At 72.8% G+C, this 26,150-nt stretch carries 24 protein-coding genes; 13 read left to right on the forward strand and 11 right to left on the reverse strand.

Annotation, left to right across the window (positions count from 1 at the left end; translation table 11 throughout):
- The first annotated feature begins 11 nt into the window (after positions 1-11).
- The 3 genes from panB (at position 12) to WQO_RS09060 (ending at position 2,942) form a co-directional block, all read left to right on the forward strand.
- On the forward strand, positions 12-893 hold the full coding sequence (panB, locus tag WQO_RS09050; protein ID WP_010057662.1) for a 3-methyl-2-oxobutanoate hydroxymethyltransferase: 882 nt from the start codon (positions 12-14) through the stop codon (positions 891-893).
- A gap of 172 nt (positions 894-1,065) precedes the next feature.
- Positions 1,066-2,079 carry an ATP-binding cassette domain-containing protein gene (locus tag WQO_RS09055; protein WP_032747850.1) on the forward strand — a complete coding sequence of 338 codons (1,014 nt, stop codon included), beginning with the start codon at positions 1,066-1,068 and terminating at the stop codon, positions 2,077-2,079.
- A complete protein-coding gene (locus WQO_RS09060) occupies positions 2,076-2,942 on the forward strand; it encodes an ABC transporter permease (protein ID WP_010057658.1) in 867 nt (288 codons plus the stop codon). Before WQO_RS09055 ends, WQO_RS09060 begins: the two co-directional genes overlap by 4 nt.
- A gap of 25 nt (positions 2,943-2,967) precedes the next feature.
- Here the strand turns inward: WQO_RS09060 and WQO_RS09065 are convergent, their stop codons facing one another.
- On the reverse strand, positions 2,968-6,675 hold the full coding sequence (locus WQO_RS09065) for an AfsR/SARP family transcriptional regulator (RefSeq protein WP_010057657.1): 3,708 nt from the start codon (positions 6,673-6,675) through the stop codon (positions 2,968-2,970).
- A gap of 128 nt (positions 6,676-6,803) precedes the next feature.
- Here WQO_RS09065 and WQO_RS09070 point away from each other — a divergent pair, with 128 nt between their 5' ends.
- A complete protein-coding gene (locus WQO_RS09070) occupies positions 6,804-7,610 on the forward strand; it encodes a site-2 protease family protein (RefSeq protein WP_010057656.1) in 807 nt (268 codons plus the stop codon).
- Between the two features lie 43 nt (positions 7,611-7,653).
- Here WQO_RS09070 and WQO_RS09075 read toward each other — a convergent pair whose 3' ends face one another.
- From WQO_RS09075 to npdG, 3 genes are all read right to left on the reverse strand, one after another.
- Entirely contained in the window at positions 7,654-8,733 is a 1,080-nt protein-coding gene (locus WQO_RS09075; RefSeq protein WP_010057655.1) for an ABC transporter permease, read from the reverse strand.
- 154 nt (positions 8,734-8,887) lie between these two features.
- Positions 8,888-9,070 carry a hypothetical protein gene (locus tag WQO_RS09080; protein WP_010057654.1) on the reverse strand — a complete coding sequence of 61 codons (183 nt, stop codon included), beginning with the start codon at positions 9,068-9,070 and terminating at the stop codon, positions 8,888-8,890.
- A 142-nt stretch (positions 9,071-9,212) separates the two neighbouring features.
- A complete protein-coding gene (gene npdG, locus WQO_RS09085) occupies positions 9,213-9,923 on the reverse strand; it encodes an NADPH-dependent F420 reductase (protein WP_010057653.1) in 711 nt (236 codons plus the stop codon).
- 186 nt (positions 9,924-10,109) lie between these two features.
- Here npdG and WQO_RS09090 point away from each other — a divergent pair, with 186 nt between their 5' ends.
- The gene (locus WQO_RS09090; RefSeq protein ID WP_010057652.1) at positions 10,110-10,712 is read left to right on the forward strand and encodes a hypothetical protein; all 603 of its coding nucleotides are present in this window, start codon (positions 10,110-10,112) and stop codon (positions 10,710-10,712) included.
- Positions 10,713-10,772: 60 nt separating this feature from the next.
- Positions 10,773-12,092 (forward strand): MFS transporter, encoded by a 1,320-nt coding sequence (locus WQO_RS09095; protein WP_029182006.1) that lies wholly within the window; start codon positions 10,773-10,775, stop codon positions 12,090-12,092.
- 69 nt (positions 12,093-12,161) lie between these two features.
- Here the strand turns inward: WQO_RS09095 and WQO_RS09100 are convergent, their stop codons facing one another.
- Entirely contained in the window at positions 12,162-12,422 is a 261-nt protein-coding gene (locus tag WQO_RS09100) for a hypothetical protein (protein WP_010057650.1), read from the reverse strand.
- A 59-nt stretch (positions 12,423-12,481) separates the two neighbouring features.
- Here WQO_RS09100 and map point away from each other — a divergent pair, with 59 nt between their 5' ends.
- Both map and WQO_RS09110 read left to right on the forward strand, forming a co-directional pair.
- Positions 12,482-13,339, forward strand: a complete 858-nt coding sequence (gene map, locus WQO_RS09105) for a type I methionyl aminopeptidase (protein ID WP_010057648.1) — start codon at positions 12,482-12,484, stop codon at positions 13,337-13,339.
- Between the two features lie 213 nt (positions 13,340-13,552).
- Entirely contained in the window at positions 13,553-14,218 is a 666-nt protein-coding gene (locus WQO_RS09110) for a biliverdin-producing heme oxygenase (protein ID WP_010057646.1), read from the forward strand.
- Between the two features lie 31 nt (positions 14,219-14,249).
- Here WQO_RS09110 and WQO_RS09115 read toward each other — a convergent pair whose 3' ends face one another.
- The 3 genes from WQO_RS09115 to WQO_RS09125 form a co-directional block, all read right to left on the reverse strand.
- On the reverse strand, positions 14,250-14,927 hold the full coding sequence (locus WQO_RS09115) for a PhzF family phenazine biosynthesis protein (protein WP_010057645.1): 678 nt from the start codon (positions 14,925-14,927) through the stop codon (positions 14,250-14,252).
- Between the two features lie 113 nt (positions 14,928-15,040).
- Positions 15,041-16,609: an HtaA domain-containing protein gene (locus tag WQO_RS09120; RefSeq protein ID WP_010057644.1), complete on the reverse strand. Its 1,569-nt coding sequence runs from the start codon at positions 16,607-16,609 to the stop codon at positions 15,041-15,043.
- Positions 16,610-16,699: 90 nt separating this feature from the next.
- The gene (locus WQO_RS09125; protein ID WP_010057643.1) at positions 16,700-18,148 is read right to left on the reverse strand and encodes an HtaA domain-containing protein; all 1,449 of its coding nucleotides are present in this window, start codon (positions 18,146-18,148) and stop codon (positions 16,700-16,702) included.
- Between the two features lie 135 nt (positions 18,149-18,283).
- Between WQO_RS09125 and WQO_RS09130 the strand changes: the two genes are divergently transcribed.
- From WQO_RS09130 to WQO_RS09145, 4 genes are all read left to right on the forward strand, one after another.
- A complete protein-coding gene (locus tag WQO_RS09130; RefSeq protein ID WP_010057642.1) occupies positions 18,284-19,366 on the forward strand; it encodes a heme/hemin ABC transporter substrate-binding protein in 1,083 nt (360 codons plus the stop codon).
- Entirely contained in the window at positions 19,363-20,472 is a 1,110-nt protein-coding gene (locus WQO_RS09135) for a FecCD family ABC transporter permease (protein WP_010057641.1), read from the forward strand. The genes WQO_RS09130 and WQO_RS09135 overlap by 4 nt, the downstream gene beginning before the upstream one ends.
- Positions 20,469-21,308 carry a heme ABC transporter ATP-binding protein gene (locus WQO_RS09140; RefSeq protein WP_010057640.1) on the forward strand — a complete coding sequence of 280 codons (840 nt, stop codon included), beginning with the start codon at positions 20,469-20,471 and terminating at the stop codon, positions 21,306-21,308. The genes WQO_RS09135 and WQO_RS09140 overlap by 4 nt, the downstream gene beginning before the upstream one ends.
- 138 nt (positions 21,309-21,446) lie before the next feature.
- Complete coding sequence (locus WQO_RS09145; protein WP_029182005.1) at positions 21,447-22,469, forward strand: SCO2278 family lipoprotein; 1,023 nt, start codon at positions 21,447-21,449, stop codon at positions 22,467-22,469.
- A 78-nt stretch (positions 22,470-22,547) separates the two neighbouring features.
- On the opposite strand, the gene WQO_RS09150 is transcribed toward WQO_RS09145, so the two are convergent.
- On the reverse strand, positions 22,548-23,294 hold the full coding sequence (locus WQO_RS09150; protein ID WP_010057638.1) for a bifunctional DNA primase/polymerase: 747 nt from the start codon (positions 23,292-23,294) through the stop codon (positions 22,548-22,550).
- A gap of 165 nt (positions 23,295-23,459) precedes the next feature.
- Complete coding sequence (locus WQO_RS09155; RefSeq protein ID WP_010057636.1) at positions 23,460-24,101, reverse strand: TetR/AcrR family transcriptional regulator; 642 nt, start codon at positions 24,099-24,101, stop codon at positions 23,460-23,462.
- A 101-nt stretch (positions 24,102-24,202) separates the two neighbouring features.
- On the opposite strand from WQO_RS09155, the gene ddaH reads away from it, so the two are divergent.
- A complete protein-coding gene (gene ddaH, locus WQO_RS09160; RefSeq protein ID WP_470433562.1) occupies positions 24,203-25,120 on the forward strand; it encodes a dimethylargininase in 918 nt (305 codons plus the stop codon).
- On the opposite strand, the gene WQO_RS09165 is transcribed toward ddaH, so the two are convergent.
- Positions 25,117-26,112 carry a small ribosomal subunit Rsm22 family protein gene (locus WQO_RS09165; protein WP_010057633.1) on the reverse strand — a complete coding sequence of 332 codons (996 nt, stop codon included), beginning with the start codon at positions 26,110-26,112 and terminating at the stop codon, positions 25,117-25,119. The genes ddaH and WQO_RS09165 overlap by 4 nt on opposite strands.
- Positions 26,113-26,150 lie beyond the last annotated feature (38 nt).

Raw genomic sequence — 26,150 nt, forward strand, 5'->3', positions numbered from 1 at the left:
AGCCGTTGGCCATGTCGCTTCAGGCTGCGCAGAATCAGTCCTCCCCCGCGGGCCCGTCCGCCGACAGCAGCAAAGCGCTGTACGGAGGGAAGTCCACCCGCCGCATCACCGTCCACGACATCGCCGCCGCCACCGAGCGCGGCGAGAAGTGGCCCATGCTCACCGCCTACGACGCGATGACCGCGTCCGTCTTCGACGAGGCCGGGATCCCGGTCATGCTCGTCGGGGACTCGATGGGCAACGTCCACCTCGGCTACGAGACCACCGTGCCCGTCACGATGGACGAGATCGCCCTGCTGTCCGCCGCCGTCGTACGCGGCACCAAGCGCGCCATGGTCGTCGCCGACCTGCCCTTCGGCTCGTACCAGGAAGGTCCCGTCCAGGCGCTCCGCAACGCCACCCGGCTGATCAAGGAGTCGGGCGTCGGCGCGGTCAAGCTGGAGGGCGGCGAGCGGTCCCACGAGCAGATCCGGCTGCTGGTCGAGGCCGGTATCCCGGTCATGGCCCACATCGGCCTGACCCCGCAGTCCGTCAACGCGATGGGCTACCGGGTCCAGGGCCGCGGCGAGGAGGCCGCCCAGCAGCTGCTGCGGGACGCCAAGGCCGTCCAGGACGCGGGCGCGTTCGCCGTCGTGCTGGAGCTGGTCCCCGCCGAGCTGGCCGCCGAGGTCACCCGTACGCTGCACATCCCGACCGTCGGCATCGGCGCCGGGGCCGGGACCGACGCGCAGGTGCTCGTCTACACGGACATGGTCGGGCTGACCGGCGGCAAGGTGCCCCGCTTCACCAAGCAGTACGCGAATCTGCGCCAGGTCCTCGGTGACGCGGCGAAGGAGTTCGCCGACGAGGTCGTCGGGGGCACGTTCCCGGCGGCGGAGCACACCTTCCACTGATCCACCCGGCCGCCGCCGCTCCTTGACGGCGGCTCCCACCAGCCATTTCCCGCACCACCGACAGCCCGCCGACATCCCCCATCGGCGGGCTGTCGCGCGTCTGCCGCCCCGCGCCGGTCCGTGTCGGCGGGCTGTCGGTGAGCTGTCGGTGGACGCTGGTCTGCTGGTGGGCATGGAACGAATCGACAAGAACCCCAGCAGCGGCCGGAACGCCGTCGAGGTGCGGGGGCTGGTCAAGCACTACGGCGAGACCAAAGCTCTGGACGGCGTGGACCTCGATGTGCGCGAGGGCACCGTCCTCGGTGTGCTCGGCCCCAACGGCGCCGGCAAGACCACCCTCGTACGCTGCCTGTCCACCCTGATCACCCCCGACGCCGGCCACGCGGTCGTCGCGGGCTACGACGTGGTGAAGCAGCCCCGGCAGCTCCGCCGCACCATCGGCCTGACCGGGCAGTACGCCTCGGTCGACGAGAAGCTCTCCGGCTGGGAGAACCTCTACATGATCGGGCGGCTGCTCGATCTGCCCCGCAAGCAGGCCCGGGCCCGCGCCGACGAGCTGCTGGAGCGGTTCTCGCTCACCGAGGCCGCCAAGCGGGCGTGCATGGAGTACTCCGGCGGGATGCGCCGCCGCCTCGACCTGGCCGCCTCGATGATCGGCAGCCCTGCCGTGCTGTATCTGGACGAGCCGACGACGGGGCTCGACCCCCGGACCCGTAACGAGGTCTGGGACGAGGTGCAGCGGATGGTCGCCGAGGGCGCCACCGTCCTGCTGACCACGCAGTACATGGAGGAGGCCGAGCAGCTCGCCAAGGAGCTGACGGTCATCGACCGGGGGAAGATCATCGCCCGGGGCGGGGTCGACGAGCTGAAGGCCAAGGTCGGCGGCCGCACCCTGCACATCCGGCCCTCGGACCCGGCGGAGCTCGCCGCGATGGCGCAGGCGATCCGGGAAGCCGGACTCGACGGCGTCGCCGGGGCGCAGGCCGTTCCGGACGAGGGGCTGCTGTACGTACCGATCCTCAGCGACGAGCAGCTGACCGCCGTCATCGGGCTGCTGGGTGTGCGCGGCTTCTCGCTCGCCCATGTCTCCACCGCCCTGCCCAGCCTCGACGAGGTGTTCCTCGCGATCACCGGCGACAAGGCCGCCCACCTCTCCGACCAGGCTCCCCAGGAGGTCGCCGCATGAGCACCACCACCACTGCACCGACCGCCGCGCCCTCCGGCTCCCCGAGCACCGCACCCGTGAAGGCGGCCGCGGCGGACGAGGGCCGGATCGGGCTGCGGGCCAACCTCCGGCACATCGGGGCCCTGGCGCGGCGCAACCTGCTCCAGATCAAGAAGGACCCGGAGTCGATGTTCGACGTCCTTCTGATGCCGATCATCTTCATCCTGCTGTTCGTGTACGTCTTCGGCGGCTCGGTCGGCGCCAGCCTCGGCGGGAACCGGCAGGAGTACGTGAACTACCTGGTGCCGGGGCTGATGGCGATGATGGGGCTGAACATCGCCATGGCCGTCGGGACCGGCGTCAACGACGACTTCCGCAAGGGGGTCATGGACCGGTTCCGGACGATGCCGATCGCCCGGTCATCCGTGCTCATCGCCAAGATCGTGGTCGAGCTGGGCCGGCTGATGGTCGCCATGTTCATCCTGCTCGTCATGGGGTTCGTCGTCGGCATGGAGCTGCACGGCTCGGTGTTCGGGCTCCTCGCGGCGGTCGCGCTGTCGGCGGTGTTCGGCGCCGCCATCATGTGGATCTTCATCCTGCTCGGGCTGTCCATGAAGACGGCCCAGGCTGTTCAAGGGACGGCGATGCTCGTGCTGATGCCCCTGCAGTTCGGTTCCTCGATCTTCGTGCCGACCCAGACCATGCCGGGCTGGCTCCAGGCGTTCACCGACTACAACCCGCTCTCCAACCTCGCCGACGCGGCGCGGGCGCTCATGCAGGGCGGCCCGGTCGGCGACTCGGTCTGGTGGACGCTCGCCTGGGCCGCCGGCATCACGCTGGTGATGGCTCCGCTGGCGGTGGCCAAGTTCCGCAAGAAGGCCTGAGCTGAGGGGATGAGCGGAGGGGCTGTCACGCCGACGAGTGCGCCCGCCGGTACGTCTCCGCCAGGGCGGTGGCCTCGTCGAAGGTGAGGCCACCGCCCTGCTCGTACGCCGCCGTGTACACCGCTCCGTCGCCGAGCCTGTCCCGGGCGGCCTGCTCGGTGAGCGCCCAGTTGCGTCTCTCCATCACGGTCGGCACGTGCCCCTTCGGCAGGAGCGTCTCCTGAAACCCGAGCAGCCGGACGGCGTCCCACGCCGCGTCGGCGTCTTCGAACCCGACGATCGCCTGGGCCATGGCCGTCACATAGGCCGACGGCATCTGCGGGGCCACCATCATCGACAGTGGTTCCCGCGCGCTCTCCAGCGCGGTCAGCGCGTTGGAGAGCGCGGACACGTGGTCGCCGTCGAGATTGTCGAGCCAGGCCAGCACGCCGTGGACGAAGCCGCCGAAGATGGCGACGTCCCGGTCCTTGAAGTCCTCCCGGACCAGATGCGTCTGCTGCCGGGCCTCGTCCACCTGCCCCTGGAGCCCGAGGACGAACGCCAGATGCATCCGGGCCATCGGCATCGCCTCGTGGCCCAGGTCGCGGCCGTTCTCGGTGACGTCGCGCAGGATGGCCTCGGCCTCCGGGAGCCGTTCGAGCTCGATGAGGGATCCGGCGTACCGCGCCCGCAGCAGGGCCGCCTGGCTCTGGGCTCCGATCTTCCGCGCGTACTCCACGGCCTCCCGGTAGTCGTCCAGGGCGGCCAGGAAGCGGCCCGCCCGCTCGTTGGCCTCGCCCCGGGCGGAGAGCGCCTCGGCGGCTCCCCAGTCGTCGCCGAGCCGGGTGTAGATCTCCAGGCTCTCGTCGGCGTCGGCGCGCGCTTCCGCCACCCGCTCGGGGCTGTTGGACCGGATGTTGGCGCGGGTGTGCAGCGCGGAACCCAGCTCCCACTCACCACCGTGGACCCGCGAGGCCCGGACCGTCTCGTCGAGAACCGTGTTCAGCCGGTCCTCGTCACCCGCGATCATATTCGCGAACAGCCACAGCGTCCCGGGCAGCCGGCAGGTCTGCGGCATGCCGGGCTGGTAGGTGTCGGCGATGATCCGCAGCCGCTCCTTGCCCTCCGGGCTCGACCAGGTGCTGATCGCGTCGTCCACACCGGCCAGTTGGAGGAGCGCCGCTCCACGCCGCGCCTCCGCGAGCTGGTCGTCGTCCATCGGCGGCGGCCGGTCGATGGGGTGCTCCAGGAGCGCCGGGGCCCGGACGCCGGGCGCCGCGAAGGGGTCGGGGCCGAGCGCCGCCACGGACGCGCTCCACTGGCCTGCGTCCGAGCGCAGGTCCCGCAGCATCCAGTACCAGGCCATCGAGAGCACGATGCACAGCGCCTCGTGCTCGTCCCGGGCGGTGACGGCGTGGCGCAGCGCGGTGCGCAGGTTCTCGTACTCGCGCTGGAGGACCACGATGGCCTCGCGCTGGCCGCTGCCGCGCACCCGGGGGCCGGTGATCCGGGCCAGCTCCCGGAAGTGGACGAGGTGGCGCCGCTCGACGGCCTCCCTCTCGCCCGCCTCCGCCAGGCGCTCGGCGGCGTACTCACCGACCGTTTCCAGCAGCCGGTAGCGCATCTCCCCGTCGTCGCCGGGTGCGGCGACGACCAGGGACTTGTCGACGAGGGAGCCGAGCAGGGCGGCCACGTCGAGGCTGTCGACGGCGGGGCCGCCCGGCCCGGCGGGCAGGGCGCAGACCTCCTCGGCGGCGGCCAGCGAGCAGCCTCCGGCGAAGACGGAGAGGCGGCGGAGCACGGCGCGTTCGGCGGCGTCCAGCAGGTCCCAGGACCAGTCGACGACGGCGCGCAGGGTCTGCTGGCGGGGCAGCACGGTGCGGCTGCCGTTGGTGAGCAGGCGGAAGCGGTCGTCGAGACGGTCGGCGATCTGGCGCGGGGTGAGCATCCGCAGCCGGGCGGCGGCGAGTTCGATGGCGAGCGGCAGCCCGTCGAGCCGCCGGCAGATCTCGGCGCAGGCGGTGGCGGTCGCCTCGTCGGCGTCGGTACGGAAGCCGGGCCGGGCCGCCGTCCCGCGCTCGGCGAGGAGGCGCAGGGCCATCGGGTCGGGCAGCGGGTCGACGGGGCGGACGAACTCGCCCGGTACACCGAGGGGTTCGCGGCTGGTGGCGAGGACGGTGAGCTGGGGGCAGTGGGTGAGGAGGTGGTCGGTGAGGGCGGCGGCGGCCCCGACAACGTGCTCGCAGTTGTCCAGCAGAAGCAGCATCCGGCGCGGGGCGCAGTGCTCGGTGAGGCGGACGAGGGGGTCGCCGCCGGTGCGGTCGGTGGCCCGCAATTCCTCGGCCCCGGCCCCGCGCAGCACGGTCTCGCGGGCGCCGAGCGCGGTCAGGACGGCTTCGGGAACGGTGTCCGGGTCGTCGACGGGGGCGAGTTCGGCGAGCCAGACGCCGTCGGGCCAGGCGTGGGGCGCAGCCTCCGCGGTCTCCTGGGACAGCCGGGTCTTGCCCGCGCCGCCGGGTCCGAGCAGGGTGACCAGCCGGGCGCGGCCGAGGTCCTCGCGGAGGGCGGCGATGTCGGCCTCGCGCCCGACGAAGCTGGTGAGCCGGGCCCGGAGGTTTCCGTGGACGGGCGGGGGCGCGGTGGCGGGCGGCTGGGTCGTGGCGGGTGTGGCCTCAGGGGCGGGGGCGGCCCCGGTCGCGGGTACGGCCCCGGGGCCGGTGGCGGGCGGCTGCACGGTCGCGGATGCGGTCCCAGCGGTTGGCCCGGCCCCGGTCGCGGGTACGGCCTCGGGGCCAGGCGCGCCCCCGGTCGTGGGCGCGGGCCGCTGCGCGGTGTCCTGCCCCTGTGCTGCGGCGGTCCGGGGCGCGGGCTGCGGGGCGCTCTCCGCCCCGGCGTCCGGGGCCGGGCGCGGTACCGAGGGGGCCGACGGGCCGGGCCCGGCCCGGGGCGAGGGCTCCGGCGCACCCGAGGACCAGGCGTAAGGCCCCGGCTCCGGCGCACCCGAGGGCCGGAGGAACCGCACCGGGGCGGCCGGACCCGGGTGCAGCAGCTCCGTGTGCAGGCCGCGCAGGGCCGGTCCCGGGGCGGTGCCGAGGCGGTCGTCGAGCAGGGTGCGGACCTCCTCGTACGCGGCCAGCGCCTCGGCGGGGCGTCCGGCGTCCCGCAGTGCCCTGATGCGCAGGACCTGGAGCGGTTCGTCGAGCGGGTGGGCGTCGCAGAGCACGGCCAGCTCCGGCAGCGCCTCCCCCGGTCTGCCGAGGGCGAGGAGCGCCCCGAGCGCGGCTCTCCGTGCGTCCAGCCTGCGGGCCTCCCAGCGGGACGCGGCCGCCGTACGGTCGGGGAGGTCGGCGAGGGCGGGCCCGCTCCACAGGGCGAGGGCCTCCCCCAGGACGGTGAGGGCGTCGGCGGCGTCGCCGTTCTCCAGGGCCCGGCTCCCCTCCGCGGCCAGCCGCTCGAAGCGGTGCAGGTCCACGGCGTCCGGCGGGGCGGCGAGCCGGTAGCCGCCCGCCACGGACTCGACGGCGCTGTGGCCGAGCGCCCGCCGCAGCCGTCCGATCAGGGCCTGGAGCGCACCGGCCGCGTCGGCGGGCGGGTCGCCGTCCCACACCTCGTCGACGAGGACCCCGGCCGGGACGGTCCGTCCGGGGCGCAGTGCGAGGACGGTGAGCAGGGCGCGCAGCCGCGCTCCGCCGAGAGTGACGGCCGTGCCGTCGTCGCGGAGTGCCCGGGTGGTGCCGAGGACGCAGTAGTGCACGGGGCCTATTGTCCGTGACGGACGACGGACCGGCGTCGACAGGGTGGAACTCCACAAGCGGTCGCCGACGTTCCCGTCCTGCCGGACCGTACGGCCACCCCGCCCCCACCCGAGGGAGTCCAACGCCTATGACCACCGCAGCCACCCGCGGCGACCGCAGGATCAGCCCGGTCTTCCTCGGCATCGCCGCCGTCACCGCGGTCGCGGGCTGGGCGGTGTGGACGGGCTTCGCGGACGCCACCGGCTTCGCGGTCTTCCTGTTCGTCACCGGGGCCTGGATCGTCTCGCTCTGCCTCCACGAGTACGCGCACGCCCGCACCGCGCTGCACAGCGGGGACCTGTCGGTGGGGGCGAAGGGATATCTGACGCTCAACCCGCTGAAGTACACGCACGCGCTGCTGAGCATCGTGCTTCCGGTGCTCTTCGTGATCATGGGCGGGATCGGGCTGCCCGGTGGTGCGGTCTACATCGAGCGCGGCCGGATCCGCGGCCGGTGGAAGCACAGCCTGATCTCTGCGGCGGGCCCCCTGACGAACGTGGCGTTCGCGATCGTGTGCACGGCCCCGTTCTGGCTGGACGCGCTGGACGGGGTGCCGCGCGCCTTCCAGTACGCGCTGGCGTTCCTGGCGATGCTCCAGGTGACGGCGGCGATCCTGAACTCCCTGCCGATCCCGGGTCTGGACGGGTACGGGGTGATCGAGCCCTGGCTCTCGTACCGGATCAGGCGTCAGGTGGAGCCGATCGCGCCGTTCGGGCTGATCGCGGTGTTCGCGCTGCTCTGGATCCCCGAGGTGAACACCGTGTTCTTCGACGCCATCCACGCGCTGCTGCGGGGGCTGGGCGTCGAGGAGTTCCAGCGGTACTGCGGCTATGACCTGTACCGCTTCTGGCGGGGCCTCTTCGACGAGCAGGACCCGGGATGCGCGGTCGGCTGACCGCGCGGCCCGGGTCGCCGTGTCAGACCGCCGGGTCGCCGTGTCAGACCGCCGGGGCGGCGGGGCGAGCCGCCCGGGACGCCCGTACGGCGGCGGCGAGAATCGCGACCACGACGCCGCCGAAGGCCCAGGCACCGAGAATCCAGAGGGCGCCGGTGGTGGCGTTGCCGTCGAAGTAGACGGTGTTGCGCACCACGGTCGTCCCTGCGCCCGGCGGGAGCGCCTGGCCGATCGCGCTCCAGAACGGCGGCAGCAGCGAGGACGGGTACACACCGCCGGAGCTGGGGTTCCCCAGGATCGTGAAGATCAGGATGGTGAGGCCGAGGCCGATCGTGCCCGCCACCGACTGGAGGGCGACGCCCACCGCGCCGGAGGCGAACACCACGAGGGTGCCGATCCCGACGAGTTCCCAGAACGCGCCCGGCAGGCAGTCCAGCACCGGGCCCACGATGATCGCGCCGCCGATGCCCGAGACGAAGCCGTACGGCAGCATCGCCGCCAGCCGGACGAGGGTGCGGCGCAGGGTGGGCTTCTTGGAACCGGCCGCCATGTTCAGGGCCGAGGCCGCGAGATAGCCGCCGATGGTCCAGCTGAGGACGATGTAGAAGGAGGAAAGGCCCCGCGAGTCTCCGGCGGCGGGCGGGCGGACGTCTCGGACGACGATCGTCCGGTTCTCCGCCCGGGCGACCTCCTGGAGGATCTCGGTGGCCGCCGCGGTGGCCGAGGGCCCGCCCGCCGACGCCACGATCAGGGTGTCGGTGCGGCTCGCCGGGTCCACGACGAGGGCGGCGTCCGTACGGCGGTCGAGCAGCCGCGCGCGAGCCTCGGCGCGGTCCTGGACGGCGGTGACCCGCAGGGGGTCGCCGGGCAGCTCGTCGAGGCGGGCCACCAGGTCACCCTCCACGGCGGGCGGGGCTACCAGCGTGATCGGCACCCGGTGCGGCTCGGGCGCGTGGAAGGCGCCCATGTAGGAGAGGGCGAAGCCCAGTTGCAGCAGGAGCACCCCGAGCATGACGAGTGCGGCCCGGGTCGAGACGGCGTCCCGCACTTCCTCCCAGAAGCCCTGGGTCCGCTCCCCCGTCTGTACGGTCGACCCCGAAACGTCGTCCCTCGCGTCTGCCACACGGCCTCCCTCGTCCGGTTCCGCCACGTCCGTGGCAGGGCCGTCACATGCTCGGCCCCCGGCGGCGTCGGCCGGCCGGGGCACGCCCGGGGAGGCGTGGGCTCGACCTGATTGGCGGAGGCGGGGAGCGGTGGAGCGGGGAGCGGCGGGTGGTTCAGCCCGCGCCGGGGGCGGCGGCCAGGCGGTGCCTGCGCACGTAGAACCAGGTCATGTTGGACGAGAGACCCGCGATGAGCACCCAGACGATCCCGAGCAGGCTGCCCTGGGCGAAGGAGACCACGGCCGCCACGACGGCGAGGACGCAGACGACGAGGGCGTAGAGAGCGATGCGGGGCATGGGGGTCGGCTCCTGTCGGGAACGGGTCGCGCTCCCTGCCGGGAACGGTCACGGTCCCGTCCAGTGTCCCCCATGCCCCGTTGTGCCCCGTCCCGGGGAGCGCCCGGACACGTTGCCGGAGCGCCCGCCGGGGCCGGCCCGGTCAGACGTCGGTGGTGCGCAGTCCGGCGTGGGCCTTGTAGCGGCGGTTGACCGAGATCAGGTTGGCGACCAGCGACTCGACCTGGTGGGCGTTGCGCAGGCGGCCGGCGAAGATGCCCCGCATGCCGGGGATCCGCCCGGCCAGCGCCTGGACGAGGTCCGTGTCGGCGCGCGCCTCGCCCAGGACCAGCACATCGGTGTCGATCTCCTCGATGGACTCGTCCTGGAGCAGCACGGCCGAGAGGTGGTGGAAGGCGGCGGTCACCCGGGAGTCCGGCAGCAGGGCCGCTGCCTGCTCGGCGGCGCTGCCCTCCTCGGGCTTGAGGGCGTAGGCGCCCTTCTTGTCGAAGCCGAGCGGGTTGACGCAGTCGATGACGAGCTTGCCCGCGAGCTCCTCGCGCAGGGACTGGAGCGTCTTGGCGTGGCCGTCCCACGGCACGGCGACGATCACGATGTCGCTGCGCCGGGCGCATTCCGCGTTGTCCGCGCCCTCGACACCGAAGCCCAGCTCGGCCGCCGCCTGCTCGGCGCGGGCCGCGTCCCGGGAGCCGAGGGTGACCTTCTGTCCGGCGCGGGCGAGCCGGTAGGCGAGGCCGCGCCCCTGCGGTCCGGTCCCGCCGAGCACGCCGACGCTCAGGCCGGATACGTCGGGGAGGTCCCAGGGGTCCTTGGCGGGGGGCTTGGGCGCGCTGCCGCTGTCCTGTGTAGTCATGGGCCGACCCTACTGCCAGGTAGGAGGCGGGGAGGCCGCCCCGTCGGCCTCGGTCGGCCTCGGTCCGGTCCCGGTTCCGCCCGTCGGTTCCGCTCTCCGGTTCCGTTTCCGCCGGGTCCCCCGTTCGGGTGAGGGGAGGGCCGACAGGGATGGCCGGGGCGGCGGGCCCGGGCAGGATGCCGGGCCATGGATGCCGTACGCGTCGCCCTGCTCCGTGATGTGCTGGCCGGGACCCGGTGGCCGCAGGACGCCCGCCGGTTCGCGCTGGCCCTGCGCTCCTCCGTCGTCCCGCGCGGCGGCGGGCTGCTGCTGGCGGGGACCGAGGCGTACGAGCCGTGGCATCTGGCGGCCCATCTGTCCGACGAGTCCGCCTGGTCGGGGCTGCCCGAGCTGGCTCCCACGCTCGTACGGCACCGGGTGGCGGCGGGCGACCCCGCGCACCTGGCGGTCGGGCTCGGCCGGATCGCGGCGGCGGGGCGGGGCGAGACGGTGCTGCTGGTCGCGCCGGAGCGGCCGGGCGAAGGCCTGCTGGAGCGGGTGCACGACGCCCGGCGGGCCGGGGCGCGGGTGCTCACCCTGGACGGCGGCGACCCCGAGGTCGGCGGGCTCGCGCACGAGTCGCTGGTGGTCGGCGGGGACGACGAGGTGGACCTGGACATCGTGCAGCACCTGGTGAGCGCGGCCGCCGGGGAGAACGGGAGGCCTCCGGCGGGCGGGCGGCACACGTTCCGGGACCGGCTCTCCGCGCTGGCCGACCGGCTGACCCAGCCGCCGCCGGCCCGCTGGTAACGGGGGCGGGCCGGAAACTCGCTTGCCCGATACACCCCGTTGTGCGGATCATGGCCCTTCGTGACCTCAGCACCTCCCCCACCCCCCGCCTCTCCCTCGCCCCCGCCGCCGCCGGGGCGGCTGCGCGCCCTGCTGCCGGATCTCGCGCCGTGGCGTTCCTCGCCGGACTTCCGGCTGCTGTGGGTGCAGGGCCTGATCACGTACTTCGGCAGCTTCATGGCGCTCATCGCGCTGCCGCTCCAGATCAAGGACCTCACGGGTTCCCCGCTCGCGGTCGGGGCGATGGGCGCGGTGGAGCTGGTGCCGCTGGTGGTCTTCGGGCTGTACGGCGGGGCGCTCGCGGACTCGGTGGACCGCCGCCGGGTCATCCTGCTCACCGAGGCGGGGCTCGGGGTGCTCGCCGCGATCCTGCTGGTCAACGCCCTGCTCCCGGAGCCGCTGCTGTGGCCGCTGTACGTGGTGGCCGGCGGGGTCTCCGCGCTCGCCGGGCTCCAGCGGCCCGCGCTGGACTCCCTGATGGCCCGGATCGTGCCGCACGCCCAGCAGACGGCGGCGGCCGCGCTGAACTCGCTGCGCTGGCAGATCGGGGCGATCGCAGGCCCGGCGCTGGCCGGTCTGGTGGTGGCGTACGCCGGTCACGGCACGGCGTACGCGGTGACGGTGTGCACGTTCGCCGTCTCCGTCGTGCTGTGTCTGCGGCTCTCCCCCGCACCGCCCGCCAAGGAGGCGGCGAAGCCGTCGCTGCGCGGGATCGTGGAGGGGGCCCGGTACGCCTGGAGCCGGCCGGTGCTGCTGGGGACGTACGCAATCGACCTGGCGGCGATGTTCTTCGCCTTCCCGAACACGATCTTCCCGTTCCTGGCGGACGAGCTGGACGCGGAGTGGTCGCTGGGGCTGATGTACGCGGCGGGCTCGGTCGGTTCGCTGGTGCTGGGGCTGACCAGCGGCTGGACGAGCCGGGTGCGCAGGCACGGGCTGTTCGTGGTGTTCGGCGCGGCGGCGTGGGGTCTGGCGATCGCGGCGGCGGGCTGGTTCTCCAGCGTGTGGGTGGTGCTGGTCTGCCTGGCGGTGGCGGGGGCGGGCGACATGCTGAGCGGGCTGGGGCGCTCGACGATCTGGAACCAGACGATTCCCGAGGAGCTGCGGGGGCGGCTGGCGGGCATCGAGGTGCTGTCGTACAGCGTCGGGCCGCAGCTGGGTCAGGTGCGGGCCGGGGCGATGGCCGGCTGGACCGGGACCCGGTCGGCGATCTGGACGGGCGGGGTGGCGTGCGTGGCGTCGGTGGTGCTGTTGACGGCCGCGTTGCCGAAGTTGGTGCGGTACGACTCGGAGACGGATGAGGATGCGGTGCGGAGGCGGGAGGCCCGGGTGGAGGGGTGACCCGGTCCGGGGCTCCGCCCCGCGCCCCGCGCCCCGCTCCTCAAGCGCCGGAGGGGCTGAAAGATGTCCTCAATCGCCGGACGGGCTGGGGTTACCCCCGGACGGGCTTGATCGGTCGCCCTTGTCCTCGTCGTGCCACTTCGGGTCCGTGTCCCATTCCAGGTTGCGGTCGCGCGCTGTGTCCATCGCGTGCTGGGCCGCCTCGCGGGAGGTGTAGGGGCCGAAACGGTTCAGCGCCGGGCACTCCGGGCCCTCCTCGACCTTCTTGTGCTCCAGGCAGTAGTACCACTCGCCCGGCTTGCCGACCGTGCGCTTCTTGAACAGGGCCATCGACTGCTCCTTTCCTTGTCGCCATGGTGCCCCCGAGGCCGCTGGTTAGACTCGCTGACATGTCTGGCCAGTCGCTTCTCGTACCAGGGGAGATCACTCCCGTCCGTTCCGTCCCCGGAAACATCCGGCGTCCCGAGTACGTGGGGAAGCCGGCTCCGACGCCGTACACCGGCCCGGAGGTCCAGGACACCGACACCGTCGAGCGGATGCGCATCGCGGGCCGTATCGCCGCGCAGGCGATGGAGGAGGCCGCCAAGCACATCGCCCCGGGCGTCACCACGGACCAGCTCGACAAGGTCGCCCACGACTTCATGGTCGACCACGGCGCGTACCCCTCGACCCTCGGCTACCGGGGCTTCCCGAAGTCGCTGTGCACCTCGCTCAACGAGGTCATCTGCCACGGCATCCCGGACTCCACGGTGCTGCGCGACGGCGACATCGTGAACCTGGACGTCACCGCGTACATCAACGGGGTGCACGGCGACAACAACGCCACCTACCTCTGCGGCGACGTGGACGAGGAGTCGCGGCTGCTGGTCGAGCGCACCCGGGAGTCGCTGAACCGGGCCATCAAGGCGGTCAAGCCCGGGCGGCAGATCAACGTCATCGGCCGGGTCATCGAGTCGTACGCCAAGCGGTTCGGTTACGGGGTCGTCCGCGACTTCACCGGGCACGGGATCAACACCTCGTTCCACTCCGGTCTGATCATCCCGCACTACGACAGCCCGCACGCCACCACGGTGATGCAGCCGGGCATGACGTTCACCATCGAGCCGATGCTGACGCTCGGCACCCACGAGTACGACATGTGGGAGGACGGCTGGACCGTGGTGACGAAGGACCGGAAGCGAACGGCCCAGTTCGAGCACACGCTGGTCGTCACCGAGACCGGAGCGGAGATCCTCACCCTCCCGTAGTCACCCGATCCGCAATCACCCCGAACTGCCCGATATCGGGCCCTCCACCCCCTCGTGGCGTAGTTTTTTACCGACAAGCAGTCGGGAACCAGTTGACTTAGGTAAGCCTAAGTAGGAAGATCGGCGTACCGGCACGCGCCGTCGCGGCGGCCGCCTGCCGATATTTCCGTCTGTTTCTGGACTTCCCGTCCCCTCGGTCCCCGGAGGCCCGCCTTGGACGCAACCGCCACCGTCACTCCCTTCTCGACGCTCATCCGCACCGCGTCGCACGAGCAGCACACCGAGGCCGAGACCTCGACCTTCATGAGTGACCTCCTCGGCGGGCGGCTGGGAGTGGACGCGTACACGCGCTACACCGAGCAGCTGTGGTTCGTGTACCGGGCGCTGGAGGAGGGCGCTCAGGCCCTGCGGAACGACCCGGTCGCGGGCCCGTTCATACAGTCCGAGCTGATGCGCTCCACCGAGCTGGAGCGCGACCTCGCCCACCTGCACGGGGAGAACTGGCGCGAGGGTCTTGAGCCGCTGCCCGCCACCGCGGCGTACGCGGCCCGGGTCGCGGAGTGCGCGCGTACCTGGCCCGCCGGCTACATCGCCCACCACTACACGCGCTACCTGGGCGACCTGTCGGGCGGCCAGATCATCCGCGACAAGGCGGAGAAGACCTGGGGCTTCGAGCGCAAGGGCGACGGCGTCCGGTTCTACGTCTTCGAGCAGATCACCAACCCCGCCGCCTTCAAGCGGGGTTACCGCGAGCTGCTGGACGGCGTGAACGCGGACGACCTGGAGAAGCAGCGCATCATCGAGGAGTGCAAGCGCGCCTTCGCGCTGAACACCGCGGTCTTCCGCGAGCTGGGCGAGGTCTTCCCGCTCAGCGCGTAACCGCTGCTCCACGGCTCACCGCCGCCCGGGTTCAGCCCCGGGCGGCCATCAGGACGCGGCCCCCGACCTCCACCGTGCCGTCCGGCGCGGGTGCGGTGAGGATCTGGGAGCCGCGTCCTTGTGTGATGTTCAGGGCCCGGCCGAGGTGGGCGCTCAGCAGCATGGCCGCGGCCCCCGTCGCCTCGTCCTCGACGATCCCCGACTCCTCGCCCCGCCTCGGGAAGGCCCGCGCCCGGACGCGTCCGGCCGCCTCGTCCTCCCAGGCCCAGGCGTAGAGCCAGCCCTCGCCGGGCGGCGGTCCCGGCAGCGCCTCGACCTCGGCGGCGCTCGCGTACTGCTGGAGCGTGCGCGGCGGGGCCCACTCGGGGCGGGCGGTGATCCAGGTGAACTCGCCGTCCTGGCGCGCGAACACGTCCCCGACGGCCAGTTCCAGGATCTCCAGGTCGAGCAGCCAGGCCGCGCCGACCAGCGGGTGTCCGGCAAACGGCAGCCGGAGCCCCGGGGTGTGGATGTCCACCCGGCCGCGCTCCGGATCGTCGACGAACACGGTCTCGCTGAAGCCCAGTTGCCGGGTCAGCCGCTGCCGGGAGGCCTCGTCGGGGTGGCCCCTTGCGTCGCGTACGACGCCGAGGGCGTTGCCGTACCGGCCGTCGGGTCCGCAGAACACCCGCAGGACGTCGATGCCCCGGGGTACGTCGTAGTCGTTCACCAGGGCATTCAAGCACTGCCGGGCACCGGCGCGGGAGCTGAGCGGGCATGGCCGCGGGGCCGTACCGGCGAGCACTGCTGCCGCCGGTACGGCCCCGGGGATGTACGGGTGGATCAGGCGGTGGTGTCGCGGCGGCGACGCGCCAGGATCACGACACCGGCGCCGGCCGCCACGACCACGCCGGACGCGGCGATCAGGGCGCCGGTCGGAACGTCGGAGCCGGTGGCCGCCAGGGAGCCGGAGCCGCCGACCGAACCGCCGGTGGAGCCGCCGCCGACCGTGCCGCCGCCGGTGGTCGAACCGCCCGCCGTGGAACCGCCGGTGGAGCCCGAACCGCCGGTGGAGCCGGAGCCGCCGGTGGAGCCGCCCGGGAGCTGGGCGTCCTTGTCGACGGAGACCGCGACGTTCAGCGCGTCGAGCGCCTCGCCCTTCTGGTAGAAGCCGCCGAACGCCTTGGCGCCGTCTGTGGTGAGCGTCGCCGGGATGTTCTTGAGGTTCACGATGCCGCCCTTCGCGGCGAGCGCGCCGGCGGGCACCTTCAGGTCGGCGAAGGAGCGGCCGGTGAACTTGCTGACCTTGCCGGTGTGCTGGTCCTTGGTGGAGACGTCGGCGAGGAGCGTGCCGGAGGTGCCCTCGATGTCGACCTTCAGGTTGCTGAGGGACAGGTCGAGGACGTACTCGCCCTTGGTCTCGTGGCCGAGGAAGCGCACCTTGCCCTGGAACGCGGCGTCGAGGGTGTTCTTGTCGGCGTCGAGGCGGCCGGTGGCCTTGGTGAAGCGGTAGCTGTCGCCGTTGTCGGACGCGCCGTCGCTCGTCACGATCTTGCCGTGCGCGATCGGGCCGACCACGTAGTCGCGGAACTTCTCCCTGACGCCCCAGTCGAGATTGCCGTCGACGACCGGGCCGCTGACGGGCGCTGCGGTCTCGGAGGCGGTCGGGGCGGGCTCGGTGCTGGGCTTCTCGGTGGGCTTGCCCGTCGGCTTGTCGGTGGGCTTGTCCGTGGGCTTGTCGGTCGGCTTGTCCGTAGGGGGCGTCGACGGGGTCTTCACGGACAGGGTCGCCGGGTCGAGCTCGGTGCCCACCGGGTACATGCCGCCGAAGGCGTCCGAGCCGTCGGCGGTCAGCTTGGCCGGGATGTCGGCGAAGACCATCGCGCCGCCCGCGCCGCCGCCCCGCTTGGCCTTGGTCATGTCCAGGTCGGCGATGGGTGCGTCGTTCTTGCTGACGACGGTGCCGTCCATCTTCTTGCTGGTGAAGTCGGCGGTGATCGTGCCGGTCTCCCGGCCCGTGGCGACCTTGACGTCGCTCACCTGGACGTCGAGCAACCCGTGGTGGCCCTCGAACCGGACGCCGCCCTTGAACGCGGTGTCGGAGGCGTGCGTCCCGGTGTCGTAGGAGCCCTTGCCGTCGACGAAGGTGAACACCCCGTTGTCCGCGCCCTGCTTGGCGCCGTCCGCGAGGGTGATCTTGCCCTGCGCGATCGGGCCGACCAGGTAGTCGCGGAACTTCTCCTTGATGCCCCAGTCCAGGGTGCCGTCCACCAGCTCCAGCTTCGGGGCGGCGGCGGGCGGGGCGGCCTCGGAGTTGTCGGCCGCGAGGGCGGGGAGGGCGAAGGTCGCGCCCAGGACGGCGGCCGTGGCGACGGCCGCGGCAAGGGTTATGGGGCGGCGGGTTGCTGCCATGTCGGTGGGTCTCCTAGCGAAGAGGGAGGGGGAAGAGAAGCGTGGGGGGAGGGGGTGAGGATCCATAAGGCACACATGGGGGATGCCGGGTCAGGAAGTCTGCGGGGAGTCGGGGGCCGCGGTGGCGTCGGCGGCCTCGGGGGCCGGCCGCGCGGACCGGCGGCGCAGGGCGAAGAACGCCGCCACGGCACCGAGGAGGAGCAGCGCACCGCCGCCGATGGCCGCCCAGGTACCGGCGCCCGGGCCGGAGTCGGAGGAGGCGGCGGCCGGAGCGGCGGAGGGCTTCTCGGCGGCCTTCTCCGCGGGCTCGGCGGCCGCGGTCGGCTCGCTGCCGAGGTCGGGCAGCGCGGGCAGCTGGGCCTTCTCGTCGACGGTCACGGCGAGCGAGACCGGGTCCATCGCGGTGCCCGCCTTGTACATCGAGCCGAACGCCTTGGAACCTTCGGCGGTGAGGGTGGCGGGGGCTTCGGTGACGGCGGCGAGGCCGTCCTTCGGGGCGAAGTCCTCGGCCCCGAAGGTGACGATCGGGACGTTCTTGGTGGTCTTGCCCTCGCTGGTGACGTCGGCGGAGAGGGTGCCTTCGCCCTTGGTGACGGCGACGGTGACGGCGGCGAACTTCAGGTCGAGGTCATGGGCGCCGGCGAAGCGGATGCTGCCGCTGAACTCGGCGTCCAGCGTCTCCTTCTTCGCGTCGTACGTCCCCTTGCCCTGCGGGAAGCGGAACAGGGCCCCGCCGTCCTGGGCGCCGTCGGCGAGCGTCCACTTGCCCTGGCCGATGGAGCCGGTGACGTACTCGCGGAAGGTGCGGCGTACGCCCCAGTCGACGGCGGCGTCCTCGAAGCGGCCCGCCTTCTCCTCGTCCTTCTTCGCCTTGTCCTTCTTCTCGTCCGGGGCGGACGGCTTCGGCTCGGCGGCGCCCTTGGTGTCGACGGAGAGGCTGACCGGGTCGAGCGGGGTGCCCTCGGTGTAGTAGCCGGCGAAGGCGGAGGCGCCCTCGGCGGTCAGCGTGGCGGGGACGTCGGTGAGGGAGATGGGGGTGGAACCGCCCTTCATGTTGATCCCGCCGAGACCGAGCTTGGCCAGGGGTACCTGGGAGCGGTGGGAGACCTTGCCGGTCCCCCGCTCCTTGCTGACCATGTCCGCGTGGAGCACACCGCTGCCGCCGCTGATGCGGATCGCGGGGCGGCTGATCGTGAGGTCCAGCTCGTTGCCGCCGTCGGCCTTCTTGTGGCCGGTGAAGTGCACACCGCCCGAGAAGCCGGAGCTGAACGCCCCGGAGTCCGGGTCGTAGGAGCCGGTCGCCGAGTGAAAGCGGAACTGGCTGCCGCCGACCGTGGCCGCGCCGCCGGTCAGGCTCCAACTGCCGTTCGCGATGGGCCCGGTGACATAGCTCTGGAAGGAGGCCTTGATGCCCCAGTCCAGCCGTCCGCCCTGCACCGTGCGGCTTGCCGCTTGCGCGGTGGCGGCGGGGAGCAGGGCCCCCAGCAGTACCGCGAGGAGCGCGACGGCGAGCGCGCGGCTGGATCTGGACGACGGCATGACGGACCCTCCAAGGACTGGATACATAGGTAAGGCTAACCTAAGGTATTCCCAGCCCGGGCCGGAACCCCTTCCGGTCACGCCGTTACGGCGAACGGCCGACCGCACGCCGCAGAACGACAGGACGGTGCCCCAGTGCGCATCTCGCAGGACTTCGCCCCGACGGGCCCGGACGCCGCGACGACGGCCCGCCGTCGCCCGGCCCGGGGCAGGGCTGCCGCCGCGCTCACCGCCGCCGTCGCCTTCGCCCTGGTGCTGACCGGCTGCGGCGGCGGGAGCGATGCGGCGCCGAAGTCCGCGTCCGCGAAGAGCTCCGCGGACGCGGACCGGGTCGAGCCGCTGGCCGGTGCGCCCGCGCCGAAGCTGCCGGTGACGGTCGACTCGGCGGACGGCAAGAAGGTCACGATCGACTCCACCGACCGGATCGTGCCGCTGACGGGGTCGCTGAGCGAGATCGTCTTCACCCTCGGCTTCGGCAAGCAGGTCGTCGCCCGGGACATCACCGCCACCTTCGAACAGGCCGAGAAGCTCCCGGTGGTGACCCGGGCCCACGACGTCTCGGCGGAGAGCGTCCTCTCCCTGAAGCCGACGATCGTGCTGGCCGACACCACCACGGGACCGTCCGAGGCCATCGACCAGATCCGGGACGCGGGCATCCCGCTGCTCGTCGTCGAACCCGCCAAGGGACTCGACGACGTGGGCCGCCGGATCGACACCGTCGCCGAGGCCCTCGGCGTACCGTCGGCCGGTACGGAGCTCAAGGAGCGCACCGAGAAGCGGATCGCCGACGTCCAGAAGTCCATCCCGGACCACACCGACGGCAAGAAGCCCCGGGTCGCCTTCCTCTATCTGCGCGGTTCGGCCTCCGTCTATCTGCTGGGCGGCGCGGAGTCCGGGGCCAGTTCGCTGCTGGAGGCGGCGGGCGCGGTCGACGCCGGGAAGGAGTCCGGTCTGGACAAGGACTTCACCGCCATCACCAGCGAGGCCCTCGCCAAGGCCGCACCGGACGCGATCCTGCTGATGACCAAGGGGTTCGAGTCCGTCGGCGGCATGGACGGTCTGGTGAAGATCCCGGGGATCGCCGAGACCCCGGCCGGCATGGACCGCCGGGTCGTCACGGTCGACGACGGCGTGCTGCTGAACTACGGGCCGCGCACCGACCGGGTGCTCACCGAGATCGTCGAGCAGCTGTACGCGAAGGGCGGAAAGGGCCAGTGACCACCTCGTACGAGGAACGCACCGGGTCCGTGGAGAAGTCCCCCGACGGGCCGGTGGCGAAAGCCGCCCCCAAGTCCTCGCGCAGCACGGCGTATCTGCTCACCGTGGGGCTCTCCCTCGCCCTGCTCGCCGGGTGTCTGCTGTCGGCGGCGATCGGCGCGTACAACATCCCGCTCGGGGACGTCCTGTCCTCCGTGCAGCACCGGATCGGGCTCGGCGGGCAGGCGCTGGACCGGGTCGGCGAGAGCGTCCTGTGGAACGTGCGGCTCCCCCGGGTCGCCCTCGCGATCCTCGTCGGCGCGTCGCTCGGCTGCGCGGGCGCCCTGATGCAGGGCGTGTTCGGCAATCCGCTCGCCGAACCCGGCGTGATCGGGATCTCGGCGGGCGCGGCCGTCGGTGCGGTCGCCTCCATCGCGCTCGGCCTGACCTTCTTCGGCAACTGGACCATCACCGTCTTCGCGTTCATCGCGGGACTGGCCACCGTGCTGCTCGTCTATGCGCTGTCGCGCTCCGGCGGCCGGACCGAGGTCGTGACGCTGATCCTCACGGGTATCGCCGTCAACGCCTTCGCGGGCGCGCTGATCGGGCTGTTCATCTTCTTCGCGGACAACGCGCAGATCACCCAGATCACCTTCTGGCAGCTCGGTTCGCTCTCCCAGGCGACCTGGCCCAAGGTGCTGGCCGTGCTGCCGTGCGCGCTGGCCGGGCTGCTGATCGCCCCGTTCTCCTCCCGCAAGCTGGACCTGCTGGCCCTGGGCGAACGGCCCGCCCGGCACCTGGGCGTGGACGTGGAGCGGCTGCGGATCGTCCTGGTGCTGGTGGTGGCGCTGCTGACGGCCGCCGCGGTCGCCGTGGCCGGGATCATCTCCTTCGTCGGGCTGCTCGTCCCGCATCTGCTGCGGATGGCGAACGGCCCCGGTCACCGCTTCCTCGTCCCGGGCAGCGCGCTCGGCGGCGCCCTGGTCCTGGTGGCGGGCGACCTCGCGGCCCGGACGGTGGCGGCCCCGGCCGAACTGCCGCTCGGGGTGCTGACCGCGCTCTTCGGCAGCCCGTTCTTCTTCTGGCTGCTGCGCAGGACCCGTCGTAAGCAAGGTGGTTGGGCATGAGGACGCTGAGAGATCTGTTCGCGGTGCGCACCCGGGAGCTGCCCTCGCCCGTCGCGCCCGGCTCCCCCGCCGTCGAGGCCGCCGGGCTCTCGGTCCGCCTCGGGCAGCGGCAGGTGCTGGACTCCGTCGGCCTGACCGCGCACGCGGGCGAGGTGGTCGCCCTGGTCGGGCCGAACGGGGCCGGCAAGTCGACGCTGCTGGCCGCGCTCGCCGCCGATCTGGCCCCCGCGAGCGGCGAGGTCCGGATCGACGGCCGCCCGGCCACCGCGTGGTCCGCGCCCGAACTGGCGCTGCGCCGCTCGGTGCTGCCGCAGGCGGCCGTGCTGTCCTTCCCGTTCCCGGTGGAGGACGTCGTTCGAATGGGGCGGGCGCCCTGGGCGGGTACGGAGCGGGAGGAGGAGGACGACGCGGCGGTGGCCGCTGCGATGGCGGCGACGGAGGTGACCCGGTTCGCGGCCCGCCCGTTCTCGGCGCTGTCGGGCGGGGAGAAGGCGCGGGTGGCGCTGGCCCGGGTGCTGGCGCAGCGGGCCCCGCTGATGCTGCTCGACGAGCCGACCGCCGCCCTGGACCTGCGCCACCAGGAGCTGGTGCTGCGGATCTGCCGGGAGCGGGCCGCCGCCGGGGACGCGGTGGTCGTCGTCCTGCACGATCTGGGTCTCGCCGCGGCGTACGCGGACCGGGCCGCCGTCCTGCACGACGGGCGGATCGCGGAACTGGGCCCGCCCAAGGCGGTGTTCAGCGGTGAACTGCTCGGCGAGGTCTACCGGCAGCCGGTGGAGGTCTTCCCGCACCCCCGTACGGGGACGCCGCTGATCGTGCCGGTACGTCAGAACTGAGGCGGTTCCAGGGCTTGTCCGGCCGGCAGGTCACGGTGTGGACGCTGTATCCGGTCCGCGCCCGCACGCCTGCCGCGGCCCCGGTAGGGTTTCGACGGTCAGTGCGGGCGACGGATGCAGAAGGCGCAGAAGCAACGGATGACGAGACACCCTGGGCTGGGTCGGCTGACGGCGGGGCTCGCGACGGCGACGGTGCTGTGCGTGACGGCGACCGGCTGTGTGACGGTGCACGGGGAGCTGGAAGTGCTGCCCGGGGCGAAGAAGTCCGAGGCCGCCCAGGCGCTCAAGGACTTCACCGCCGCCTACAACGCGGCGGACAAGGCGTTCGATCCGGCGCTGGACGCGGACCGGGTGACGGGTTCGCTCGGCGCGATCAACCAGGCCGGGCTGAAGGCGCGGCAGACGTACAACCCCGGCGGCAACAAGGCGCACAAGCCGTTGGTGCTGGACGACGCGACGTACGTCATCCCCAAGAAGGCGGGCTGGCCGCGCTGGTTCCTCGCGGACACCGACTCCAACCGGGACCAGGACGGCGGGAAGCTGGACACCCGCTGGCTGGTGGTGTTCGTCCGGACGGGCCCCGACGCGCAGTGGAAGGCGGCCTACCTCGGCGTCCTCCCGGCGTCCCAGGTGCCGGAGTTCGCCCTCGACGGGGACGGGCTCGCCACCCCGGTGAAGCCGCAGGACGACGAGCTGGCCGTGGCGCCCGGGGACCTGAGCGCCTCGTACACGGGCTATCTGCAGAACGGCACCCCGGACGTGTTCACCCCGTCCACGTCGACCTCCGGCTGGCGCGAGACGCGCCGCACCACACGGCGGGCGGGGTTCTCGTACCAGTACATCGACCAGCCGCTGACGGGCAGCACGTTCGCACCGCTGGGGCTGCGCACCGAGGACGGCGGGGCGCTGGTCTTCTTCAACAGCAAGCACTTCGAACGGCAGGTCGCGGCGAAGGGGCTGCGGCCCGAGATCAACCCGGATGTGAAGGCGCTGCTCACCGGCGAGGTGAACAGCACCCTCACCAAGGAGCGCGTCTCCAGCCAGCTGGTGCACGTACCGCCGCGGGCCGCAGGGGCCGGTTCCGGTGCGGACACGGGCTCCGGCGGCAAGGTGCGGATGCTGAACCGGCTGCCGGGCCTGATCGCGGCGCAGGGCGAATAGCCGGGGCAGGGGCGAGCAGCGGCCGAGAGCGAGCAGCGCGGCTCAGCGCCTCCGCGCTACTCAGCGGCTCAGCGCTAGTCAGCGGCTCAGCGGCCAGGCGATCGCGTCGTGGTCCAGCTCGCTCTGCTCGGCGCTGCCCGCGTACCGGGCGCAGGCGTCGGTGAGGGTCTCCAGCAGGGTCAGCGGGTCGGGCAGCTCGTGCTCGGGCCCGCGCACCCAGTGGACGTCCAGCTCACCGGGGAGCCGGGCGGGCGGCAGCAGGACGTAGCTGCCCCGGCAGTGCCAGCGCAGGCCCGGGTGGGCGTCCATGGTCTCGGGATGGCAGTCCAGCTCGCAGGGCCACCACTCGTCCTCGTCCTCGGGAGTGCCGCGGGTGGCGGTGAAGAAGAGCAGACGGTCATCGCCGGACTGCGCGACCGGGCCGACGTCGATCCCCGCGTCGAGAAGACGCTCCAGGGCGCTGAGGCCGGCGGTGAGCGGGACGTCCAGCACGTCATGGATCATGCCGGTCGCGGTGATGAAGTTGGCCTGCGGCTGACCGGCGGCCCAGCGCTCGATCTGGGCCCGGTCGGTGGTCGACTGCGTCTGCCAGGCGAAGGAGACGGGATGCCGGGCCGGGGTGGGACACCCGATGCGTTCGCACGAACATCGGTATCCGACGGGGTGGGCGGCGGGCGCGATCGGCATGCCCGCGTCGGCGACGGCCAGGAGCATGGCCACCCGGGCCGACTCGTCGGTCTCGGCCCCGGATGATTTGGGACGTCGCCGCAGCCACTGGGAGATCCTGCTCTCTGTGCCGCGGAAACGGCCGGAATCGGCGCCCATCTATCCCCTCACCTCAGCAGTTCACCTCAGCGTTGCCTGTCCATGGTCGCACCATCCTGCGGTTCGGGTGGCCAGAGTTCACCAGCGGGGCCGTGCACCACTGCACCGAGTGAGCACCATCACGCCCGATGTCGCCACATATCGGATACGACGGCGGGTCCGGCGTCACGGTCGCGGGGCGAGCCCGCCCACCGCGTAGTCGACGATCTCGTCGGCGTACGCATGGGTGAGCGGCAGCGTCCGGAGCAGCCAGCGGTGCATCAGCGGGCCGATGAGCAGCTCCAGGGCGATCCGGGAATCGACGTCGGCGCGGACGTCCCCGGCCTCCTGGGCGGCCCGCAGCCGTGTGACGTACAACGCGAGCTGCGGGTCGAGCAGCTTGTGGACGAAAGCGGCGCCGAGCTTCGCGTCCACGATGCCCTCGGCGGTCAGCGCGCGGGTGGGGGCCTCCAGCACCGGGTCGTTCAGCTCGTCGACGGTGGCCCGCAGGACGAGCTTGAGGTCGGCGGCCAGGTCACCGGTGTCGGGGATGCCCTGGGCGGCCTCGTCGGACGACGCGTCCTCGCCGGACCCGGCCCCCTCGGCGGACCGGCCCGCCAGGTCCAGGAAGGCGTCCATCAGCACGGCGGCCTTGGAGGGCCACCAGCGGTAGATGGTCTGCTTGCCGACCCCGGCCCGGGCGGCGATACCCTCGATCGTCGTACGCCGGTACCCCACCTCCGTGACGAGGGCGAGGGCGGCGTCGAGGATGGCGCGGCGGGAGCGGTCGCTGCGGCGGCTGGAGTCGGGGGCCTTGGTGGGTGCCATGCGGCCAATCTACCCCGCACGAGCCGATACGTATCGTCTTGGAATGCCCCGGTGACGTTCTGATCATGTCCTGTGCGGCGTCCGGTGAACCACCCGATCGGATCACTGCGGATCCGGCGCGCACGGCGCACCATGGGCTCACGCACAGACCGTGCGCATCCCACCGTTCCGCGGCCCCGGCCGCCGATCGTGAGGAGCCCGATTTGAACCGTGACGCCACCCCTCGTCGCTACCTGATGTGCGCACCGACGCACTTCCGGGTCACCTACTCCATCAACCCGTGGATGGACCCGTCCAAACCCGTCGACCTGCCGCTGGCCCAGACCCAGTGGGAGGACCTGCGCGACCGCTACCGGAGCCTCGGCCACACCGTCGAGCTGCTCGCCCCCCGCCCCGACCTGCCCGACATGGTCTTCGCCGCCAACGGCGCCACGGTGATCGACGGCCGGGTGCTCGGCGCGCTGTTCGCGTACCGGGAGCGGTTCGAGGAGGCCGGGGCCCACCGGGACTGGTTCCGGGAGAACGGCTTCGCCGAGGTCCAGGAGCCGGAGCACGTCAACGAGGGCGAGGGGGACTTCGCCGTCACCGCCTCCTATCTGCTGGCCGGGCGCGGCTTCCGCTCCAGCCCGCTGTCGCACATGGAGGCCCAGGAGTTCTTCGGGATGCCGGTGATCGGCCTCGATCTGGTGGACCCGCGCTACTACCACCTGGACACCGCGCTCTGTGTGCTGGACACGGCGGCCGACGAGATCATGTACTACCCGGACGCGTTCTCCGCCGCTAGCCGGGCGGTGCTGCGCCGGCTGTTCCCGGACGCGCTGCTGGCCCGGGAGGCGGACGCGGCGGCGTTCGGGCTCAACTCGGTCAGCGACGGGCGCCATGTGCTGCTGCCGCAGGGCGCGACCGGGCTGCTCGATCCGCTGCGGGACCGGGGCTTCGAGCCGATCCCGATGGACCTGGGCGAGCTGCTCAAGGGTGGCGGCAGCGTGAAGTGCTGTACGCAGGAGCTGCGGGCCTAGGCGGGGTCCTCCGGCGGCCAGGGTTCGCCCCAGGCGACGTCCCTGGCCGCCCGGTACAGCTCGCCGTGGCGCTTGCTCACCGTGGCGCGGGCCAGCCCCTCGTCCCGGGTGCACAGCTCCAGCTGGACCAGGCCCTTGCGGATCTGCGGTTTCCGGGTGATCCGGGCGGGCGCCGGGGCGGCGGGGAAGCGGGTACCGACGACGTAACTGAACTTCTCGTCCTCGTGGCTCAGCGAGCCGCCCTTGACCTGCCGGTGCAGCGAGGAGCGGCTGACCCGGGCCGAGAAGTGGCACCAGTCGGCCCCGGGGGTGATCGGGCAGGTGTCGCTGTGCGGGCAGGGGGCCGCGATCCGCAGCCCGGCGGCGATCAGCCGGTCGCGGGCCTCGATGATCCGGGCGTAGCCGTCGGGGGTGCCGGGCTCGACGATCACCACGGCCTGCCCGGCCGCGGCGGCCGCGTCGACCAGCTCGGTCCTGGCGGCGGCCGTCAGCTCCTTGAGGACATAGCTGACCGTGATCAGGTCGGCCGGGGCCAGCTCCAGGGCCGCGCCGATCCGGGCCCGCTCCCAGCGCGCGTCGCGCAGCGCGGGCACGCCGGACGCCTCGGCCAGTTCGCGGCCGAGCGCGAGGGCCGGTTCGGCCCAGTCCAGGACGGTGGTGGCCGGGCCCTCCCAGGCCCCGGCGACCGCCCAGCTCGCGGCGCCCGTGCCGCCGCCGACGTCGGTGTGGGTGGCCGGCGTCCAGTCGGGCGCGGCCTCGACGAGGGCGTCGAGGGCGGAGCGTACGGCTTCGAAGGTGGCGGGCATCCGGTACGCGGCGTAGGCGACGACGTCGGAGCGGTCCCGCAGGATCGGGGCGTTCGTCGGGGTCTCCCCGCGGTAGCTGGCGATCAGCCGGTCGACGGCCTGCGCGGCCTGCTTGGGCGGCAGTCCGTCGAGCAGCCCGGCCAGCGCCGCGCGCAGGGACTGTGCGGTGGGGAGGGTGGCGTTCACCGCCGAATTGTAGGCGGAGGCGACCCGTCGGCCGCATT

Origin of the sequence: Streptomyces globisporus C-1027 (assembly GCF_000261345.2) — a bacterium.
Classification (GTDB): domain Bacteria; phylum Actinomycetota; class Actinomycetes; order Streptomycetales; family Streptomycetaceae; genus Streptomyces; species Streptomyces pakalii.

Bases quoted from the DNA above. Each gene is read 5' to 3' on its own strand.
- panB (WP_010057662.1), top strand. From the start codon at position 12: ATGTCGCTTCAGGCTGCGCAGAATCAGTCCTCCCCCGCGGGCCCGTCC.
- WQO_RS09055 (WP_032747850.1), top strand. From the start codon at position 1,066: ATGGAACGAATCGACAAGAACCCCAGCAGCGGCCGGAACGCCGTCGAG.
- WQO_RS09060 (WP_010057658.1), top strand. From the start codon at position 2,076: ATGAGCACCACCACCACTGCACCGACCGCCGCGCCCTCCGGCTCCCCG.
- WQO_RS09070 (WP_010057656.1), top strand. From the start codon at position 6,804: ATGACCACCGCAGCCACCCGCGGCGACCGCAGGATCAGCCCGGTCTTC.
- WQO_RS09080 (WP_010057654.1), bottom strand. From the start codon at position 9,070: ATGCCCCGCATCGCTCTCTACGCCCTCGTCGTCTGCGTCCTCGCCGTC.
- npdG (WP_010057653.1), bottom strand. From the start codon at position 9,923: ATGACTACACAGGACAGCGGCAGCGCGCCCAAGCCCCCCGCCAAGGAC.
- WQO_RS09090 (WP_010057652.1), top strand. From the start codon at position 10,110: ATGGATGCCGTACGCGTCGCCCTGCTCCGTGATGTGCTGGCCGGGACC.
- WQO_RS09100 (WP_010057650.1), bottom strand. From the start codon at position 12,422: ATGGCCCTGTTCAAGAAGCGCACGGTCGGCAAGCCGGGCGAGTGGTAC.
- map (WP_010057648.1), top strand. From the start codon at position 12,482: ATGTCTGGCCAGTCGCTTCTCGTACCAGGGGAGATCACTCCCGTCCGT.
- WQO_RS09120 (WP_010057644.1), bottom strand. From the start codon at position 16,609: ATGGCAGCAACCCGCCGCCCCATAACCCTTGCCGCGGCCGTCGCCACG.
- WQO_RS09125 (WP_010057643.1), bottom strand. From the start codon at position 18,148: ATGCCGTCGTCCAGATCCAGCCGCGCGCTCGCCGTCGCGCTCCTCGCG.
- WQO_RS09140 (WP_010057640.1), top strand. From the start codon at position 20,469: ATGAGGACGCTGAGAGATCTGTTCGCGGTGCGCACCCGGGAGCTGCCC.
- WQO_RS09145 (WP_029182005.1), top strand. From the start codon at position 21,447: ATGACGAGACACCCTGGGCTGGGTCGGCTGACGGCGGGGCTCGCGACG.
- WQO_RS09150 (WP_010057638.1), bottom strand. From the start codon at position 23,294: ATGGGCGCCGATTCCGGCCGTTTCCGCGGCACAGAGAGCAGGATCTCC.
- WQO_RS09155 (WP_010057636.1), bottom strand. From the start codon at position 24,101: ATGGCACCCACCAAGGCCCCCGACTCCAGCCGCCGCAGCGACCGCTCC.